Raw genomic sequence first — 17754 nt, forward strand, 5'->3', positions numbered from 1 at the left:
TTTGGTGTATTAAATTGAAAGTTTGATAGTGCCTAACGCCGCATTCAGCCGCTTGTCCGCTGCAATGCTTTGTTATGAGGATGTTCTGCCTCGGTACTTTTTATCAAAGGCCTCATAATAACCTCTGACAACGTATTGCACTTACCACAATTAATATTAAGCGTTTGATTGAAGCGTAAGTCTCGAAAGACTCTAATCGGAACTTCTAAGTCTTCATTGCAGCCCGAACATGAAAACATAATAATGCTTCTAATCACTTCAAAATCGCCATTTTTATCTTTTTTAATGACGTAGCTTTCTTGGCAATTTGGGTTTATACAGCTTAAAACTGTTTGATTCTGCAAGTTTTTTACAGGTCGTTTTATTTTAGTATCACAAGCAAAACAATTAAAACCATACTCCTCTCCGAAAGAACCACCCATCAATAGATTGCCTTTCATGCCTGATAGAAATGAAACAACTCCAGAAACTTTCTTCCTGATATTATCTTTATCGCCATAAATATTGAGATTTCTAGATGTTATGCTTGGTACTGGAATATGCAAAGCAACGTTAGAAACGCCATGCCATAACTGATGAAGCTTATTAAACTTAAGTTCCGATTGATTACCCAAAGGGGTGTATTTTATCGATTCAAATTCTTCTCTCGTTTCTGGTGACCTTTCATCTATTTTTTCATCTGATATTGATATTGAGAACTCCTTTGAAACATTATCGTCAACTTCATCTGAAATCTGTTTGATGATGTGTTTGGGTTGCCAATTCTTTAAGTCACTTTCTGATAGGTATGAGAAGTAGAGCTTAAATCGCTCGTAGCACAGGTATTCTAACGTGAGCCTAGATTCCAAAGCAGCATAAGTAAGGCTTTGCTCAGTATCCTGTTCTAAAAGTGAGTTAATGAGTTTGATTCTTTTGATATGTCCAGAACGATCAGCCTCCTTGACTAAATACTCATAACACCTAAGCATTTAATGGTAGTGCGCAGCATGACCATTAAATGTCTGTTGGACTAAGCCGCCAACGCCGCAGCTATCGAACGGTGCCTAAGGATAAAGTATTTTGGAGGCGAAGCCTGAACGGTACATCTGGGGCCGGGCGGGAAGCAATGCTGGCGGGTTTTAGTCTCATTCGATCCTTCACGAGGCGGTTCCTTGTTGTAATTTCCCTCAGACTACCTCTCAGGTACCCGTTTTTCCAGCCTTCGGCCACAGAGAGATCCAGCTCACTAAGAACTGTAGGTTTCCCCCGTCGGATCAAGAAGGCCGTGAAGCTAGCCCGTCGGCACAGCCGTTATTCTGAACCGTGGAATCTGGCGAACCATACGCACCAGACCGTTGTCACATAGGAGGCAGGGCCAGCATCGCTGAGACGCCGGGCTCTCCGATGTCGCTTCTGGCTTGGGCGGCTGCGATAAACAGTGTCGGATAACCGCCAGTTTGCGGCGTCGGGTGCGGTTGCTCAGGTAGCCAAAATGGCGAATGCGCATGAAGCCTTTGGGCAGGATGTGCATCAGGAACCGCCGCACGAACTCCTGGCCCTCCAGCCATTGGGTCTTAATTCGGGAACCATCGCGGTAATCCTTATATCGGAACGAGATCCGGTCACCGTCCATCGACAACAAGCGCCCGTTACTGATGGCGATTCGATGAGTGTAGCGAGCCAGATAGTCCACCACGCTATCGGCCTGGTTTAGGCAATGTCGAGTGTAGACAACCCACTCCTGCTGCATCAGGCCGTCGAGCACACCATCAACCTCACCGCTGCGGGTAACTCGGTGCAGTTCACCTGCGTTCTCCGACGCTCTCAGCAACGACACCATGCGCCCTCGAAAACGCCGGGATAGGGCCCGTACCGGGAACAGGTAGTGGCTTTTTGCCTTGTGCCAGTCACCGGTGCCGGTCAACACCCCGCCTGGAATCAGGCAATGCACGTGAACGTGACGGCTCAGGTTCTGCCCCCAGGTGTGGAGCACCGCCGTCATGCCCAGCTCGCCGCCAAGGTGCCGGGTGTTGCGTCCAAACTGGTTAAGCGTGTCCCAGACTGCGGCGAACAGACAGCGATAGACCACGTCGGGGTGGAGCTGAACCCAGCCGTTCAAGGTATGAGGTAGCGTAAACACCAGATGGAAGTAAGGCACCGGCAACAACAGTGACCGCTGACGTTCGCTCCATTGCTGACTCGCTCGCCCCTGACATTGCGGACAATGCCGATCCCGGCATCCGTAATAACAGATGGAACGGGCCTGGCAATGATCACACCGCATTTCCATACCGCCCATGCGGGCGGTTCGGCAGCCCGTTAAACGAGCGCAGACCTTGCGACGGTGACTGTCCAGTGTCTGACCGGGCAGAAATCGCGCCAGTATGTTTTGAACGCTCAGTGTGCCTGCCATCATGCACCTCCGAGATTTGCGATCAGGTCAGCGGGCGAGCGCCGATAATAACGGGCCAGCGCGGTGACGACGTAAAGATAGCTGTGCTGGGTTCGGGGGGAAAAGCCATGTTGGCACATGGCCTGGATCATGGTCTGACGTAACGGTGTCATGACGGTAACTCCTCTTTTGAAAGCCCACTTGGGCTAATCAAAAGTATCGGTCAATTCACCTGATCTCGCAGGAAACTTCCAGGCTTACTCGCTACCGCGAAGCGGTTTAGTTCAACGCTTTTGTTCAGCGGCAGCCTTGGCAGAGCGAAGCGGTGACAAGGCTGTCCGGTGGAGGGCCGTCAGGCCCGGAACGAACTGCAACTATTGGTTAGCACTGCTCAACTGAGCACCTGCGGTCATAGTCAAAACGGTATTCCATCTTCGTCTTTCATTGCATCTGGTTCCATAGACGGCTCAAGACCAAAGGTAGTCTCTTCAACCGGCATCAACTCCCACATCTCCTTTTGATGGAGCCAGACTGGATCAGCATTCTTTTCACTGAACTGGTCTACAGGCATACCATCCACGGTCGGTGGCCGCTTTATTCTTACTTGCTTACCGTTGATAAAGACCCACTCGTACTTCCTTCGCCGCTCTGCCTTCGCGGCTTTCCTTGCTCTCTTTTGGGCCGGAGTAAGCTTTTTCTTAACCTTTGCCATATCTGAACTTCTTGGTGCTAACGCTGAATTAAGCGGCGGCCCGTCAGGGACGTCCGGTGGACGGCCTTCAGGCCGGGAACGAACTTGAATGATTTGTTAGCTGGGTGTAACTGATAGCCCAGCCCCTGGCACTCAAAGTGATAGCCTACTCCGCCGCTGCCCTTCCACCAAAATCCGCCGATGCACAGTGTCCTAAAACACCGCAGCCGATGCGGCGAACGAACCTGAACGCCAGATTACCAGGCGCAGACCTAAGTTTGCGTGGACGGCCCCACACGGCGAGCACCAAATTTTATGGCAATGCCGGTGAACGATTGAGCTGCCAAACTGATCACCGACTTAGACGGCCTTGGCGTAGCTGAAAGTTACCGGTTTTGCTACGAACCTGAGCCAAGGCCACTGGCACCAAGCCACCAAAAAGGCACCACATCAATCCAGCTAACGCGAAGCGCACCGGTGGCTTTGACGCAGCGAAGCGGAGACAAAGGCATCCGAGTGCCGCGCCTGGTTATGTTTGATGTTCGATTTCCACAGCCGACTCGTCTCCACAATGAATGAAGAATTCTCCTTTCGCTGAGCGTGAAGATAGAAGCTGAAACCAACCACGGCCGGATTTCTCGCGACCATCATCATTTCCAGACCAAGAAAACTCGACTCGTCCACCATCTTCAGGAATGCGGTAGTCAATTTGGCCCTCGACTGCTCCGAATACAAAAAAGCCAAGGCCATCTTCATCGAACTGGAAGTATCCGGGCTCGACAAGATCAACAACGTCTTGATCCCACGTTTCCATCCACTTAATGCGCCAGCGTCCAACGACTTTACTCAAACTGCCTCCTTAAAACATAACGCGAAGCTTAGCGGCGACCTTGTAATGGAGGCGAAGCCGCAATGAAAAGGGCGTCCGGCGGCCGTAGGCCGCGTACTACAGCGACTGGTTGAACGAAGCCGCTACGCGGCAGAGGCCAAATTCGACTGTACTTCTCTGACCCCTTCCATTTCGGAGGGCTTGTCAGGAGAAGTGTGATGAACGCCAACGAACACGCTCGTTTTCAAGCACTGCACCAACGCTACCTCACCGAACTCACCCTGCGCGGCAAAAGCCCCAAGACCATCGATCTGTACACCCGTTGCCTGCGACAGGTCTGCGACTATTTCGAGACCTGTCCCGATCAGCTTAGCACCGATCAGCTCCAGCAGTATTTCATGCATCTGGTCGAGCATCGGTCCTGGAGTCTGGTCAAGATTGCCCGCAATGCGTTGCAGAGTTTCTATCAGTATGTACTGGGCAAGCCCTGGGAATACGTCCCTATCGTCAAGGCCCCCAAGGTTCAGACCCTGCAGGACGTGCTCTCCCTGAAGGAGGTCGAGCGCCTGATTAGTCGCACACGCAAACTCAGTTATCAGGTCTATTTCCTCACCACCTACAGTCTGGGCCTGCGACTGAGCGAGTCCCTGAACCTGACCATCGCCGATGTCGACAGTCACCTGATGCGGGTGCATGTGCGCTGTGGCAAGGGCAAGAAGGATCGCTTCGTGCCTTTACCGCTGATGACACTCAAGGCCTTGCGGCGCTATTGGGCCACTCACCGTCATCCGGACCTGCTGTTTCCCGGGGGACACCCGCCGTATGCGTCGGTTGCCACCTCCGGCAAGCCCCGGGTGATGGACCGGGGTGGAGTGCAGAAGGCCATCAAACAGGTCGCTCTGGACTGCGGTATCCGCAAAAATGTGCACATTCATTCCCTGCGCCATAGCTTTGCCACCCATCTGCTGGAAAATGGGGTTAACCTGCGCTCAATTCAGACCCTGCTCGGCCATGCCAGCCCGGTGACCACCGCCCGCTACACCCGGATGACCCATGAGGCCCAGCAGAACAGTGCCCTGATGATTAATGCTCTGGTGGAGCGCCTGCAGGTTGACTGGGTGACCCCATGATCACCCTGGCGCAGATTCTGCGCGATCATGAGGCCAGCCTGAAGCAGCACGTCGGGGCACGTATGCGACCGGAACATCACGCCGCCCTGCGGTCGATTCTGGCCTGCCATACGCCGGACTGTGGCGAGGTTCGCTATCACTGTCGCGCCTGTCAGCAGGTGCAACAGGCGTACCCGTCCTGCGGCCATCGCAGTTGCCCTGCCTGTCAGCACGGCACCAACAGCCAATGGCTGGGCCGGCAGCGGCAGAAGCTGTTGCCGGTGGATTATTTCCTGGTGACCTTCACCCTACCGGCCCAGTTGCGGGGCTTTGCCTGGCACCACCTCCGATGGACCTGTCACGCTCTGTTCCAGGCCGCCCGGGAGACGCTGTGCCAGTTCGCCCGCAACGATAAACGCCTGGGCAACCAGCTCGGGCTGGTCGGGGTGTTGCACACCCACTCCCGCCGCTTGGCTTTCCACCCCCATGTCCACATCGTGGTCCCCGGGGGCGGGCTGACGGGCCATCACTGGCACGCCCGGGCCGGGCGATACCTGTTCAACGGCCGGGCCCTGGCCACCGTGTTTCGCGCCAAATTCCTCACCCGGATGCGCGAGCAAGGCTTTGCCTTGCCGGAATCGATTCCCAAACACTGGGTCGCCCAGTGCGAGCAGGTCGGCCGTGGCGACCAGGCGCTGACCTATCTGGCCCGCTATCTGTATCGTGGTGTGCTCCGGGAGCAGAACATCGTGGATTACGACGGTGAGCAGGTCACCTTCCGCTACCAGGACAGCCAGACCCGGCGCTGGCAGACCCTGACCGAACCGGCGAGTCGGTTCCTCTGGCGGGTTCTGCAGCATGTCCTGCCCAAGGGGCTGCGACGGGTGCGGGCATACGGGTTCCTGCACGGCGGTGCCCGCAAAACCTTACACCGGCTGCAGTTGCGCTTGCAGGTGGCGCTACCCGGGATCGTCACCCAACCCCGGAAACAACGCGTTTGCCCCTGTTGTGGCGAGCCCATGGGCATCACGCTTTGGCGGCGACCTTGCCGGTGGCCCGGGCCGACAATCCGGCGACGATGTTTAGCATAGACCCACATCCGTCCGACATGCACCTCACAGGGAGGGATCAGAGCACCCTATGACACCACCAGGACAGATCGGCTATCGGTTTCACCGAGGGTCACGGGAACCTCTGGCCTGACGAAAATGACCGCCCAATGCCAGGGCCAAAGCACCTCTCAGTTCGCCGATGATATTTCCTTAATAGAGAAGCACCGGGCTCGTCCAACACCGGATCAGGTCGCGGCTGCGCGCGACCTATCCTTATTTGTTAGGTGCTATTTCCCTGCTATTTTTGCAGCTTCTTCGATCCACTTAGCAAGATCTGTTTTATTGGTGTATTTGTATGCTTTAAACCCATTCGCTCCAATTTTGGATGGAATAGCACCTGCGGGTCCTGTTTCACCGTTTGAATCTTTTAACTCATGAATTTGAACAGCCACAAGACCGTTGCCTCTTGCTAGAGATTGATCAATTTCATAATTAATATAATCACGGTTGGTGGTGCCATACGTAACACAAACAACTGTTACTGATGTATTCTTTAACCCCTTATCAATTAAGTTTTTTATTGCTTTGTCACTTTTCTTTTTAGCTTCTTCCCAAAGTGATGCATCGTGAAAACCTGCAGCAGCTGTGCCTGTAATATTGGGCATACTTCTAATCTGGTTAACCTTCCAAACATGTTTATAGTGAAAACTGAAAAATACGCGCCTAGCCATTTCCTACTCCTTTGACATTAAGTCAATTACATTAACGATCTTCGAAATTAATTGTTCAGGTTTTTCTACTTCATCACCGAGCTCACTTATAGCTTGAATTAGGTCTACGTTAGACTCATCATAGTATTTCGACACCTCGGCCATAACTTCCGACCAAAGTTCTTGTGCCATAAAACCACTACAACCTACTGGCACCAATGCCAATCCTAATTCATGGGCTATTTCAAATTCTTTCCTAACCCCATCCGCTAGAACAACATTACCATTCTCAACTTTATTACCGATAAAGAATATGGCAATGCCTGCAGACCCTATTACTTCATACCTATATTTCCGCCAAGTCTCATCCCTTAGCTTTTTATCTTCTATGTACTGCGGAAAAGGCCTCATATTTAAATAATCGTTTACATACCCATTGTGGTGAGCGTAAACACCTTGGATTGCACCTGTTATAAACGCGTTACCAATACCCAAGCCAATACCAGATGAAATCTTATAATTCCTCTCAATCAAAACCTTCCCTAAAAGGCAAAGAAATGATTCAACATCAGCTTTATTAAACGGCGAGTAATCATGCGCACTTCCAGATAAAAAAATTGTTTTACGTCTATAAACTCGCTCAATTCTATATAGAATTTCAGTAATGTCGGAATATCTTTCGACTAGTATTGTTTTAATCTGAAATCTAGAAAGATCTTTAATTAGTAAAGCTTGTCTAATTTTGGCATTCTCATAAAGTCTCTGGCTTTCAAAATCACCTTCGCTACATTGCTTAAAAATACAATAGTGCTGCCTTTGGTGCTCTTCAAAATACGCCTTAACACGACTCATTATGTAGTCTAAATTTGGGTCGGTGAAGCTAAAGCCTAAGAACAAAAATGTTTTAGAAACTAGATCTCCCGAAAGAGAAGTTATATAAGGTTTCATTTTGAATGGATATTTTTCATAATCATCTTTTGTTAATACCGCGTTATCAGAATGATCTATATCGCCGTGCATTTTGTATACTATTGCGTCTCTTTTTTTCTTAGTTACAGCTAGATGATTAATTGTATATTTAACATCGACAATTTTGTTCACATCCTCTAATGACTTTTCTATCAATTTGTCATAGTTTGTTGTCCAGTAAGTTCTTATTGGCAGTTTGGATAGTATTTTATGATTCTCGGTAGGTTGCTTTGCTGTTGCAATTTCATCCATTAACTGCTGACTTATCCGGTTGCGTCCATTTTCATTTAAATAGAACTGGGCAACTCCTACTAGATCTTGCTCTTCGTCTATATTTAAATTTAATTCATCTGCAAGTGGGCGCAGTAGTTCTTTCCAGTTCACGTACCCTGCTGTAGATGACAATCCTGCTCCAGCAAATATTGCTATATTATCTTCTTCAAGCTCACTCAAGAAGCGCTGGATAAATAATTCTTGCTCTTTTGTCATAAACAACTTCCTACTTGTTATCGATAATGAGACATATGCTAAAGGCACCTAACGCCGCATTATGTGCTAAATAGCTTCGTAGTCCTGGGTTTTAAGTCTATGAATCTCTGACCAAAATAAGAGAAGAATTAACATAGATAAAACTGCTAGGATATATGCTATGCCAGTTGGACCTATGTTGTAGATAACATTACCTGCCAAAGAAAAAATTTTCCCACGCCACCCACCTCCAGTGCCGAACCATTCGCTATCCCAGCCTGGATGCAGAAACATGGCTACCATAAGCATAAAAGACGAAGTCAACCAAAAACCAGCGTTAACCAGTCTGGCGTAAACCATTATTTTACCTTTGATACTTGCCATGATGCCGAAAAGAATAAAGCAAAGGAAAAATATTAACGTTAACGACGTCGCCTGGCCTAAAAATTGTGATTCACCTAGCATAATGTAGGCAGTTAAAGTTAGAACAGATAAAGCTGCTATAGCAACAGCCATGAAGCGTATAACTCCGCCGACGTGGCTTGTCCGAGAGGCTTTAACTGTTGCAACAACATTCCTAGCCTTGAAATCATCCAAACCAGAGGAAATCAAAAGATCGACAACTTCTTCTTCACTTTTCCCTTGCTTAAGCTGTTCGTTAACGATGTCAACTAGCCTCTTTAATGGGTCTTGGTTTGACAATGAACTCTCCTTGGCACATAACGCTGAGATAAGCGGCGGCTAAAAGCCGTCCGGTGGACGGCCGTCAGGCCGGGAACGAACTTGATTGATTGGTTAAATGCACTTGAATGCGCACCCGCATACGCATAAGCTGTGTAAAAGCCAGAAAATAGCTCTGTGGAGGCCAAAATGCATGAGCTCTACGATATAGCTTCTCCTAAAAAGGCAACGAATCTGTCCGTGAACAGCGACTTGCTGTCAAAAACGCGAGCGTTGAACATCAATCTCTCGGCCACGCTTGAGCGAGCTTTGAGAGAAGAGTTGGCGAAACGCAAAGCAGCTCAATGGGCCGACGAAAACCGCGCTGCCATCACAAGTTACAACAAATTCGTTGAGCAACATGGTTGCTTCGGTGACGAATTTAGGGAATTTTAATGGCCCAGTTCGATGTATACCCCAATCCGAACAAAGCCAGCAAATCGTTTTATCCCTACTTGGTCGACATTCAAAGCCTGCACTTATCTGAACTGGCAACACGCATCGTTATTCCGCTTGGCAGGCTCTCAGCCTTCGGGAACCAAACGATGCAGGGCCTCACTCCAGAGGTCACCTTCGATGGCCAGAAACTTCTGTTGCTGACACCTCAAATATCCTCAGTGCCCACCAAGCAACTGAATAACCCCGCAGGCTCATTAACCCACTTTCGAGACCAGATAGTAGATGCCCTGGACTTCGCGATCACTGGCATTTAACGCGAAGCTTAGCGGCGACCTTGTAATGGAGGCGAAGCCGCAATGAAAAGGGCGTCCGGCGGCCATCGGCCGCGTACTACAGCGACTGGTTAGACGCTCGCTAGCTCCGATACCTGGCCCAGATATTGGAGTGTAGAAATTCCACCTCGTTGCCGGCCTCAAGATCGTCAAATGCATCAGAGTCATCAATGATTCGATTTACAGTTCCCTCGTACGAATTACCATTGATGCTGTCAACGGTGACATTGACCCTGCTTCCACCAACCTTGAGCGTCACCTCATCATCTGGCTCGATAGTCTGCGACAGGCTTGTTCCGGGCCCATAGTCACCCATATACATAATCCCGGAATTGTCGTCTGCTCGGTAATCGAATTCCATGGACACACCTCCCGTTGATGATCTGTGTTGTGAGCGTTTAACGCTGAGCACAGCGGCGGCACGTCAGTGACGTCCGGCGGCCGTAGGCCGCGTACTGCTGCGATTTGTTAGCTGGGTATAACTGACAGCCCAACTCCTCGCACTCAAAATGATAGCCTATTCCGCCGCTGCCTTTATGCCAAGATCCGCAGATGCACAGTGTCAAAAACACTGCAACCGATGCGGCGAATGAACCAGAACGCCAGATTAGCAGGCCAAAAACTTGCTTACGCCGGACAGCCCCACAAACAGAACGCCCAATTTTCTGTCGCCACTTTTGAACGGCTGTGCTGCCAACTGACCACCAATTTCGACGGCCTTGGCAAACACCGAAACTCGCCGGTTTGCTGCCAAACCTGAACCAAGGCCACTGATACCGAGCCACCAAAAAGGAACCACATCAATCCAGCTAACGCCAACAGCACGCGCGGCTGCGGAATGGAGGCGAAGCCGCAATGTAGTAGCCGTCGCCGTGCCTGTAATTGTTAGGCTATTGAGTTGATTCCGCTTCTTTCTTTGCTTTTCTTGCCGCCAAGTCGGCCGCCGCTCTGTCCTTTTCTGCCTGCTTAGCTTCTTCAATCTCGCGCAGCTGAGACTCTGAAAGTTTCAGCTTTTTTGCCATGTTGATGTTCACATTCAAAAAATTTGCTCCGTCAACAATAGCGTTTTCGAAATTCGCATGCTTTAACACGGCACTCTTGAAATTAACACCAGTCAAGTTCGCGCCACCGAAGTTGGCCCCCTCTAGATTTGCACCTGTGAAATCACTTCCAGAAAGGTCAGATTTTATGAAGCATGCTCGCTTTGCTGAAACTGCCGAAAAATCACAATTGGTGAGCTTACTGAACTCAAACCGTGCACTGAAAAACTTAAACTTTCGGAAGTTTTCCCCAGTTTTTGTCAAATTCCTCCAGTCAACCTTGCTATGATCTGGACGACTTTTACTCTTATTCCGCATGGATATCTCCTTGTGCCCGGAAGGGCCTAACGCGAAGCTAAGCGGTGCCCTGATAAGGGCATCCGGTGGAAGGCCGCCAGGCCGGGAACGAACTTGAGCGTATTGTTCGGCAGCATCTGCCTACGCACGATAACTACTCTACCGTGGTCGGCTAAAGTGCTGATAGCTTGGCAAATCGTCAGTTATATTAAGCCAACACAAGCGCTCCACCGTCCAGGCATGCACCTGCGGAACAACTATCGTTTGTTCTTCCAAAATTCCGATGTAGTAATAAATTTCACCCGGTAGTCGAACATCTTGATATCCGATTGGCGTCCCACACCGTGAACAAAATAAGCGTGTTACCTCCGGTATAGCTCTATAGGTTGTAGCTTCGCACCCGGTGAGCTTCACGCTCTCAATTTTGAACCCCGCGAAAACTGTAACCGGTGCTCCTGTCGACTTGCGGCAATCACCACAATGGCAATACGATACCCAAAACGGCTCCTCAGACACATGGAATCGGTATGCCCCGCAGCGGCATTTACCAGAATTTATACGGGTCATAGGCTCGATCATTTAAATCCTCATTGCTGCCGAACGCTGCCAGCATGCGCGGCTACGGAATGAAGGCGAAGCCGCAATGCAGTAGCCGTCGCCGTGCCTGGCCTTGTTAAAATTCGCTACTCAACAAAGCCAGCAGTGGACATTTCATTGATTATTTTGTTTGCCAAACTCTCTGCGAAAACCGTGTTAGTTATGTTAGCCAAGCCCGATGCAGAGGTACTGGCTTCCATGATGAAAGCCTTGTGCTTCGTTTCCATATCAAACATGGTTATCGAATAGCCTTGCTGCCGACTGAAGGAATACATTGCCATGGAGTTCGCGCTACCCGAAATGGTATTGCCGTAAACTGTAGCAGATCCAAATGTTTGAGACCCCATATACTGGCTGTTAGTCGCACCTGATCCGATACCAACGATTAGCCAACCATCGATACCATTCTGATCAATGATTTCGAAAATTCGAGGCTCTGAGTATTCTCTGGTAGGGGGGAACAGGTCATCCTTCGTTATGCACTCTACTGACCTTTCCCTTAGACCACTGCACAGCTCAGTGATCATTAAGTCTTTGAACTCAAAATTCGCATTCGGTGCATCAACTAATATTTTCGAGTAAGTTCGATCCCTATGCTCGGGATCGACGTGCGTTTGCATTTTTGTTGTCGCGCAACCGGTAATTAAGAGCATGAGAAGTGCTACAGATAGACTCTTCATCGATACCTCCGAAGGGATTTTAACGCCAACAGCACGCGCGGCTGCGAAATGGAGGCGAAGCCGCAATGTAGTAGCCGTCGCCGTGACTGTATTGGTTAGGCCGTCACCCTAGCACAGAGCCTTCGCGCTCAATGAAATCGAGCCATTTCTTGAAGTCCTTTTCCGACATTTGCACCAAACGTTCAATGTCCTTACTCGATTTAACCACACCAAGCATATTGAAAAGTGCAGCAAATGCGGTGACTTGATAGTGGAAAGACGCCAGTGCTGGGCTCTTCAACAAGTCCAGTTTTGCTGAGATTGGTGCGTGTTCCTGATATCCATCTGGAAGCGGCAAGTTATTGGGAACACAACCCTCGATTCCTTTAAGCAAGTCATGGCAGTTTTCCAGAGCATACCGGAGCTTTTCGCCAACATAGCTGAGAGGCGGCCCATTTCTTGACTCGTTTTTTTCGTAGGCCGGCCCATTTGTATTTCTCATGAAGTCATCAATATCCATGTTCAACCTCTTCTGATTTACTGGCCTAACGCGAAGCTAAGCGGTGCCCTGACAAGGGCATCCGGTGGACGGCCACTAGGCCGGGAACGTACTTGAGCGATTGGTTAAGTGGCTGGACATTCACCATCCCAAGTCTCGGCTGGCGCAGTGGCGAGGTCACTGGGAGCCGGGAATGCTTTTTTGAATATGAAAGCCTCCACGGTTGGGCCACGCTTTTGCAGAATGTTCAGCTTGTGGGCTGCCTCTTCAATTGACGGAATGTGACCGGCAGGCACCCACCAAAGAACCATGTAAGCCTCACCCATTTTGTGAAACCACTCTTTCTTGCGGCGCATGACCTCAACGTGGGCAGACCGATAAACGTAATTATGCAAAGCCTCGACCGAATCCCAGAGGGAAAGATTCACGATCTTATCTGAACCGAAATAATCGATACTGGTAGCATCACCGTCTTCGGTTTGAAGCCGCCAGACAAAACCCGGAGATTCCTCTGCCAACGCATTGATCCTATCAAGATTTGCGACAAAATCCGAAAGCTGCGGCGAATCAATCGGAGCCATCAGCGTGGCAATGTTGAGTTGGGCGATATGATACTTACTCACAGCTTCCTCCCTAAAAACACTTAACGCCAACAGCACGCGCGGTTACGGAATGAAGGCGAAGCCGCAATGTAGTAGGCGTCGCCGTGCCTGTGATTGTTAGGTGATCGGGGGCGGCTCGGCACCATTTGTGAAGTACGCCCGTATAATATAGTCGTTCGTGTCTTCCTCAATGGCCGTCGCAAACTCTACTTTTTTCTTGACCGTAGGAAAAAGCTTGTCCTTTTGCTGCATGATTCGCCTGAATTCCCACTCTAAACCTTCGAGTGCCTCGATGCTTGGCGCCCAGCCTCGTTGAGACTCAATAAATTTTTTGAGCCTTCCATTTCGTTTTTTTCCAGATGAAAGCGACATATTCCATGCAGTCTTCACCAAATCCAAGTGTGCCTGCATTTCCTCAAGATTATCCACGCTCTTTAACAGGTCACCGCTAACTGCTATGAGCATTTCTGATACCTTTTTCATACTTTGAATCTTACTCAAACTCAGATTGTGGTGTGTAGTGCCTAACGCCGCAATAAGCGGTCAGATAAATGTTGGCTATAATTGTTGTGAGGAACGAACAGCAGCCAACGTTTAGCTGTCCGTCTTGATTGCCTTTGTTATATGCATTTACACTGCTCTACCATTGAAAATATTAAATACATACTCTCCTCTTGCATCCTCATCAAATTGTGATGCTAAAACAGAAGCAATTACCATACGAACAGTAAGATAATTTATGTAGTTGTTATCAGCAGTATCAATTCTATTTTTTATGGAGTGTAATATTGAATCTATTTTATCTTCTTCGATATTTGATTTTTTTAAGTGGTTGCGAATTAATCGTTTATCATAAAATGAACTCAATCGCATACATTCCTGTTCGACAATTTGTTCATGAGACAAATCTAACTTAACTGGATTTAGTAAATCGAGCATGAGAATAACAGCTTTTTTGAACTGAAAATCTTTATTGTTTTGATCTGCCTCATTCTGCACAATCCCACATGCCTGCGCATATGATCTCATCATAGGAAAATGTACTATCCTCCAAGGTTTACTTTGATAGTAATACCACTTATGTAGCTTATAAAATAATATACAAAGCGACGCTATAAAAAACCAGCTTGAGTAAATAAAGCCAGCCGTGATAGAGCCAATTAATAAAAGAAAGCTAAGCATTTTCACCTCATTTTTGCATATAACGCATAGCTAAGCGGCGGCTAAAAGCCGTCCGGTGGACGGCCGAAGGCCGGGAACATACTTGAGCGTTTTGTTACACATTGACAGAGTACTTGAGATCTCGCGCCTCATCTCCGGTCATGCCACGGAACCCCCAACAGTGGGCTGGTTGCTCCTTAATCGTCACTTCCACGTCCACAGGCGAAATACCAATCTCCGACTCAATTCGGCTGAATAGCTCCTTTATGAGGGCTTTCTGAGTATCGGGAGTTCGGCCCTGCATCATATTGATTTCAATAACAGTGTAAGCGGGCGTCCGGCCACCTGGATAGAAAAAGTCCTCGGCGTTTAGCGGTATGAACCGATGAGCGCGCTTGTCCTCCGGCATACCTAAAACCGACCTCATACACCCATGAATAACATCGGAAAGCTTCGCCTTGACTGGATTCAGGTGTTCCTTAATTCCGTAGATGACTATCACAATGCCTCCTGCGATGTGTAACGCGAAGCGAAGCGGCGGCCCGTCAGGGACGTCCGCCTTACGCGATTTGTTAAACGTGGTTCGTTTCCCGCACTAAGTGTCGGACCTGAATTGGTGCATTTTCTTCCATCGGAGCGATCACATGAATGAGTTCTTGTGAGTCAGCAAGCGCCACCAAATGCTCTGACAATAGAGCCTCGATCCTGCCCAAATATTCAGGCACTTTTTTGTGAAAGGCCAATGAACTCTTCCTTTTTGAAAACGGATTCTGGGAGTGAAGCATTGCTCCACATTTATCATATAACCTTTCGAACTGCTTTCTCGTGAGGTAGCCGCCTTGAACTCTATTCCAGCCCTGTCTGTTAAAGCCGTCGATTGGGACCGGATAAAACTTAGGATTAATGCTCTCAATCTTGCGTAAGATCCTTGCAGCGTGCCAATCCTTCGCAATATCGCTTCTGACAGAACGGTAGGCCTCTTGGTATGACACAAGCGAGGAGAACGCAATTAGCTCAAGCAATTTTCGCAACTGAAGAGCTTCGGATTCGATCGTGGTCTGGAGATAGGTGCAATGAGTTTTTCCTGACGTGAAGTCACGCAGTGTCTCTGCCCGATAGCGACACTCCCACATCATCGAAGCATATTTTCTGCGAGCCCTGCTTTCCATGGTTTACCGTTTAACGCTGAGCACAGCGGCGGCACGTCAGTGACGTCCGGCGGCCGTAGGCCGCGTACTGCTGCGATTTGTTAGCTGGGTGTAACTGACAGCCCAGCCCTCGGCACTCAAAATGATAGCCTATTACGCCGCTGCCCCTTGCGCCAATATCCGCCGATTCACAGTGTCAAAAAACACCGTAACCGACGCGGCGAACGAACCTGAACATTAGGCTAGCAGATCAAAACCCAGCGCGCTCTGGGCAGCCCCGTAAACGGAACGCTCCACTTTCTGTCACCACTGTTGAACCGCTGAACTGCCAACTAACCACCGATTTCGACGGCCTTGGCGAATACCTGAACTTACCGGTTTTGCTACCAACTCTGGGCCAAGGCCACTGGCACCAAGCCACCCAAAAGGCACAACATCAATCCAGCTAACGCCAACAGCACGCGCGGCTGCGAAATGGAGGCGAAGCCGCAATGTAGTAGCCGTCGCCGTGACTGTATTGGTTAGGCCGTCACCCTAGCACAGAGCCTTCGCGCTCAATGAAATCGAGCCATTTCTTGAAGTCCTTTTCCGACATTTGCACCAAACGTTCAATGTCCTTACTCGATTTAACCACACCAAGCATATTGAAAAGTGCAGCAAATGCGGTGACTTGATAGTGGAAAGACGCCAGTGCTGGGCTCTTCAACAAGTCCAGTTTTGCTGAGATTGGTGCGTGTTCCTGATATCCATCTGGAAGCGGCAAGTTATTGGGAACACAACCCTCGATTCCTTTAAGCAAGTCATGGCAGTTTTCCAGAGCATACCGGAGCTTTTCGCCAACATAGCTGAGAGGCGGCCCATTTCTTGACTCGTTTTTTTCGTAGGCCGGCCCATTTGTATTTCTCATGAAGTCATCAATATCCATGTTCAACCTCTTCTGATTTACTGGCCTAACGCTCGCAGCATGCGCGCCCTTGGAATGGAGCCGAAGGCGCAATGTAAAGGGCGTCGCCGTGCCTGCGCTGGTTAGCGCTCTTGCAGACGCGTCCGCCAATAATCTGGCCGAAGCGAATGGTGCGCGAGAGCGAACACAATGATGCCACCGGCGGTTGGCTGATAAACGACCGAGAATGGGAAGTCCTTGAGAAAAACCCGCCGAGTATTCTTGGGCGCGGGCGAACCAGCGAGCGGAAACGCAAGAGCTCTACTTGTTGCCTCTTCAACTGCTGTCGTAAAACGTGCGCCAAGACCTGGCTCTTCCTCATTGTAATAAACGACTTCAGCCAAGAATTCACGTCGTGCTGCAGCAACGAACCTGACGCGTCTCACCGCGACAAGTAGTACGCTTCTGCAAAAACGTCCTCTGCTGCGTAGGTCGGCATATCGCCACGATCGAATGCGGCTACGCGATCTTCGATCTCTTGGGCCCAAGCCAATTCTATATCGGAACGTGACAACTGAAGTGACTCTAGCAACGACTGTGCAAGCCTAGCACGTTCTTCAACCGTCAAATTCCGGGACTGCCGCTCAATTTCTGTGAATGAAGCCACCATACTTTACCTCCGTATTCCCATCTTCATTGTACCGCCGGTTCCGTCCGGTGTCTTGGAGCGCTAACACTGAGCACAGCGGCGGCACGTCAGTGACGTCCGGCGGCCGTAGGCCGCGTACTGCTGCGATTTGTTAGCTGGGTGTAACTGACAGCCCAGCCGTTGGCACTCAAAATGATAGCCTACTCCGCCGCTGCCTTTGCAACACAATCTGCCGATGCATCGTGTTTAAAAACACCGCAACTGACGCGGCGAACGAATCTGAATATCAGATTAGCAGACCAAAACCTTGCTTGCGCCGGACAGCCCCACAAACGGGACGCCCAACTTTCTATCACCACTGTTGAACCGCTGAACTACCAACTGACCACCGGTTTCGACGGCCTTGGCGAACACCAAAACCTGACCGTTTTACTACCAACTCTGAACCAGGGCCACCCGCACCGAAACACCAAAAAGGCGCCACATAAATCCAGCTAACGCTGAGCACAGCGGCGGCACGTCAGTGACGTCCGGCGGCCGTAGGCCGCGTACTGCTGCGATTTGTTAGC

25 protein-coding genes are annotated in these 17754 nt (G+C 49.7%); 4 read left to right on the forward strand and 21 right to left on the reverse strand.

Annotated features, from left to right (window positions below):
* Positions 1–44 precede the first annotated feature (44 nt).
* The 5 genes from CPH80_RS05435 to CPH80_RS05450 all read right to left on the reverse strand — a co-directional run bounded on the left by CPH80_RS05435 (position 45) and on the right by CPH80_RS05450 (position 3912).
* Positions 45–968: a hypothetical protein gene (locus CPH80_RS05435; protein ID WP_096275961.1), complete on the reverse strand. Its 924-nt coding sequence runs from the start codon at positions 966–968 to the stop codon at positions 45–47.
* 302 nt (positions 969–1270) lie between these two features.
* A complete protein-coding gene (locus CPH80_RS05440) occupies positions 1271–2395 on the reverse strand; it encodes an IS91 family transposase (protein WP_227520369.1) in 1125 nt (374 codons plus the stop codon).
* Positions 2392–2544 (reverse strand): phage integrase N-terminal SAM-like domain-containing protein, encoded by a 153-nt coding sequence (locus CPH80_RS21560; RefSeq protein WP_227520370.1) that lies wholly within the window; start codon positions 2542–2544, stop codon positions 2392–2394. Before CPH80_RS21560 ends, CPH80_RS05440 begins: the two co-directional genes overlap by 4 nt.
* Before the next feature lie 242 nt (positions 2545–2786).
* On the reverse strand, positions 2787–3083 hold the full coding sequence (locus CPH80_RS05445; RefSeq protein ID WP_096275963.1) for a hypothetical protein: 297 nt from the start codon (positions 3081–3083) through the stop codon (positions 2787–2789).
* 508 nt (positions 3084–3591) lie between these two features.
* Positions 3592–3912 carry a hypothetical protein gene (locus CPH80_RS05450; RefSeq protein ID WP_166671448.1) on the reverse strand — a complete coding sequence of 107 codons (321 nt, stop codon included), beginning with the start codon at positions 3910–3912 and terminating at the stop codon, positions 3592–3594.
* Between the two features lie 197 nt (positions 3913–4109).
* Between CPH80_RS05450 and CPH80_RS05455 the strand changes: the two genes are divergently transcribed.
* Both CPH80_RS05455 and CPH80_RS05460 read left to right on the forward strand, forming a co-directional pair.
* Entirely contained in the window at positions 4110–5021 is a 912-nt protein-coding gene (locus CPH80_RS05455) for a tyrosine-type recombinase/integrase (RefSeq protein WP_096275964.1), read from the forward strand.
* A complete protein-coding gene (locus CPH80_RS05460) occupies positions 5018–6091 on the forward strand; it encodes a transposase (RefSeq protein WP_096275965.1) in 1074 nt (357 codons plus the stop codon). The genes CPH80_RS05455 and CPH80_RS05460 overlap by 4 nt, the downstream gene beginning before the upstream one ends.
* Positions 6092–6339: 248 nt before the next feature.
* Here CPH80_RS05460 and CPH80_RS05465 read toward each other — a convergent pair whose 3' ends face one another.
* The 3 genes from CPH80_RS05465 to CPH80_RS05475 all read right to left on the reverse strand — a co-directional run bounded on the left by CPH80_RS05465 (position 6340) and on the right by CPH80_RS05475 (position 8901).
* The gene (locus CPH80_RS05465) at positions 6340–6783 is read right to left on the reverse strand and encodes a TIR domain-containing protein (protein WP_096275966.1); all 444 of its coding nucleotides are present in this window, start codon (positions 6781–6783) and stop codon (positions 6340–6342) included.
* 3 nt (positions 6784–6786) lie between these two features.
* The gene (locus CPH80_RS05470) at positions 6787–8220 is read right to left on the reverse strand and encodes an SIR2 family protein (RefSeq protein ID WP_096275967.1); all 1434 of its coding nucleotides are present in this window, start codon (positions 8218–8220) and stop codon (positions 6787–6789) included.
* A 66-nt stretch (positions 8221–8286) separates the two neighbouring features.
* A complete protein-coding gene (locus CPH80_RS05475) occupies positions 8287–8901 on the reverse strand; it encodes a hypothetical protein (RefSeq protein WP_096275968.1) in 615 nt (204 codons plus the stop codon).
* Between the two features lie 168 nt (positions 8902–9069).
* Between CPH80_RS05475 and CPH80_RS05480 the strand changes: the two genes are divergently transcribed.
* Positions 9070–9315 carry a type II toxin-antitoxin system CcdA family antitoxin gene (locus CPH80_RS05480; RefSeq protein WP_096275969.1) on the forward strand — a complete coding sequence of 82 codons (246 nt, stop codon included), beginning with the start codon at positions 9070–9072 and terminating at the stop codon, positions 9313–9315.
* On the forward strand, positions 9315–9632 hold the full coding sequence (locus CPH80_RS05485) for a CcdB family protein (protein WP_096275970.1): 318 nt from the start codon (positions 9315–9317) through the stop codon (positions 9630–9632). The genes CPH80_RS05480 and CPH80_RS05485 overlap by 1 nt, the downstream gene beginning before the upstream one ends.
* A 100-nt stretch (positions 9633–9732) precedes the next feature.
* Here CPH80_RS05485 and CPH80_RS05490 read toward each other — a convergent pair whose 3' ends face one another.
* The 13 genes from CPH80_RS05490 to CPH80_RS05560 form a co-directional block, all read right to left on the reverse strand.
* A complete protein-coding gene (locus CPH80_RS05490; protein WP_096275971.1) occupies positions 9733–10011 on the reverse strand; it encodes a hypothetical protein in 279 nt (92 codons plus the stop codon).
* A gap of 246 nt (positions 10012–10257) precedes the next feature.
* Positions 10258–10506 (reverse strand): hypothetical protein, encoded by a 249-nt coding sequence (locus CPH80_RS05495; protein WP_096275972.1) that lies wholly within the window; start codon positions 10504–10506, stop codon positions 10258–10260.
* A 34-nt stretch (positions 10507–10540) separates the two neighbouring features.
* Positions 10541–11008 (reverse strand): pentapeptide repeat-containing protein, encoded by a 468-nt coding sequence (locus tag CPH80_RS05500; protein WP_096275973.1) that lies wholly within the window; start codon positions 11006–11008, stop codon positions 10541–10543.
* A gap of 138 nt (positions 11009–11146) precedes the next feature.
* Entirely contained in the window at positions 11147–11566 is a 420-nt protein-coding gene (locus CPH80_RS23280) for a GFA family protein (RefSeq protein ID WP_096275974.1), read from the reverse strand.
* A 104-nt stretch (positions 11567–11670) separates the two neighbouring features.
* On the reverse strand, positions 11671–12264 hold the full coding sequence (locus CPH80_RS05510; protein WP_096275975.1) for a hypothetical protein: 594 nt from the start codon (positions 12262–12264) through the stop codon (positions 11671–11673).
* Positions 12265–12367: 103 nt separating this feature from the next.
* Entirely contained in the window at positions 12368–12763 is a 396-nt protein-coding gene (locus CPH80_RS05515; RefSeq protein ID WP_096275976.1) for a hypothetical protein, read from the reverse strand.
* A 104-nt stretch (positions 12764–12867) separates the two neighbouring features.
* A complete protein-coding gene (locus tag CPH80_RS05520; RefSeq protein ID WP_096275977.1) occupies positions 12868–13365 on the reverse strand; it encodes a DUF3291 domain-containing protein in 498 nt (165 codons plus the stop codon).
* Positions 13366–13461: 96 nt separating this feature from the next.
* A complete protein-coding gene (locus CPH80_RS05525; protein WP_157746855.1) occupies positions 13462–13827 on the reverse strand; it encodes a hypothetical protein in 366 nt (121 codons plus the stop codon).
* 147 nt (positions 13828–13974) lie between these two features.
* Complete coding sequence (locus CPH80_RS05530; protein WP_096275979.1) at positions 13975–14526, reverse strand: hypothetical protein; 552 nt, start codon at positions 14524–14526, stop codon at positions 13975–13977.
* Positions 14527–14620: 94 nt separating this feature from the next.
* Positions 14621–15007, reverse strand: a complete 387-nt coding sequence (locus tag CPH80_RS05535) for a tautomerase family protein (RefSeq protein WP_096275980.1) — start codon at positions 15005–15007, stop codon at positions 14621–14623.
* Positions 15008–15077: 70 nt separating this feature from the next.
* Positions 15078–15674: a hypothetical protein gene (locus tag CPH80_RS05540; RefSeq protein WP_197703613.1), complete on the reverse strand. Its 597-nt coding sequence runs from the start codon at positions 15672–15674 to the stop codon at positions 15078–15080.
* A gap of 508 nt (positions 15675–16182) precedes the next feature.
* Positions 16183–16578, reverse strand: coding sequence for a hypothetical protein (locus CPH80_RS05550; RefSeq protein ID WP_096275976.1), 396 nt, complete (start codon positions 16576–16578; stop codon positions 16183–16185).
* A gap of 400 nt (positions 16579–16978) precedes the next feature.
* Positions 16979–17206, reverse strand: coding sequence for an addiction module protein (locus CPH80_RS05560; RefSeq protein ID WP_096275983.1), 228 nt, complete (start codon positions 17204–17206; stop codon positions 16979–16981).
* Positions 17207–17754 lie beyond the last annotated feature (548 nt).

This window comes from Marinobacter sp. LV10R510-11A, assembly GCF_900215155.1.
Taxonomy (GTDB): Bacteria; Pseudomonadota; Gammaproteobacteria; order Pseudomonadales; family Oleiphilaceae; genus Marinobacter.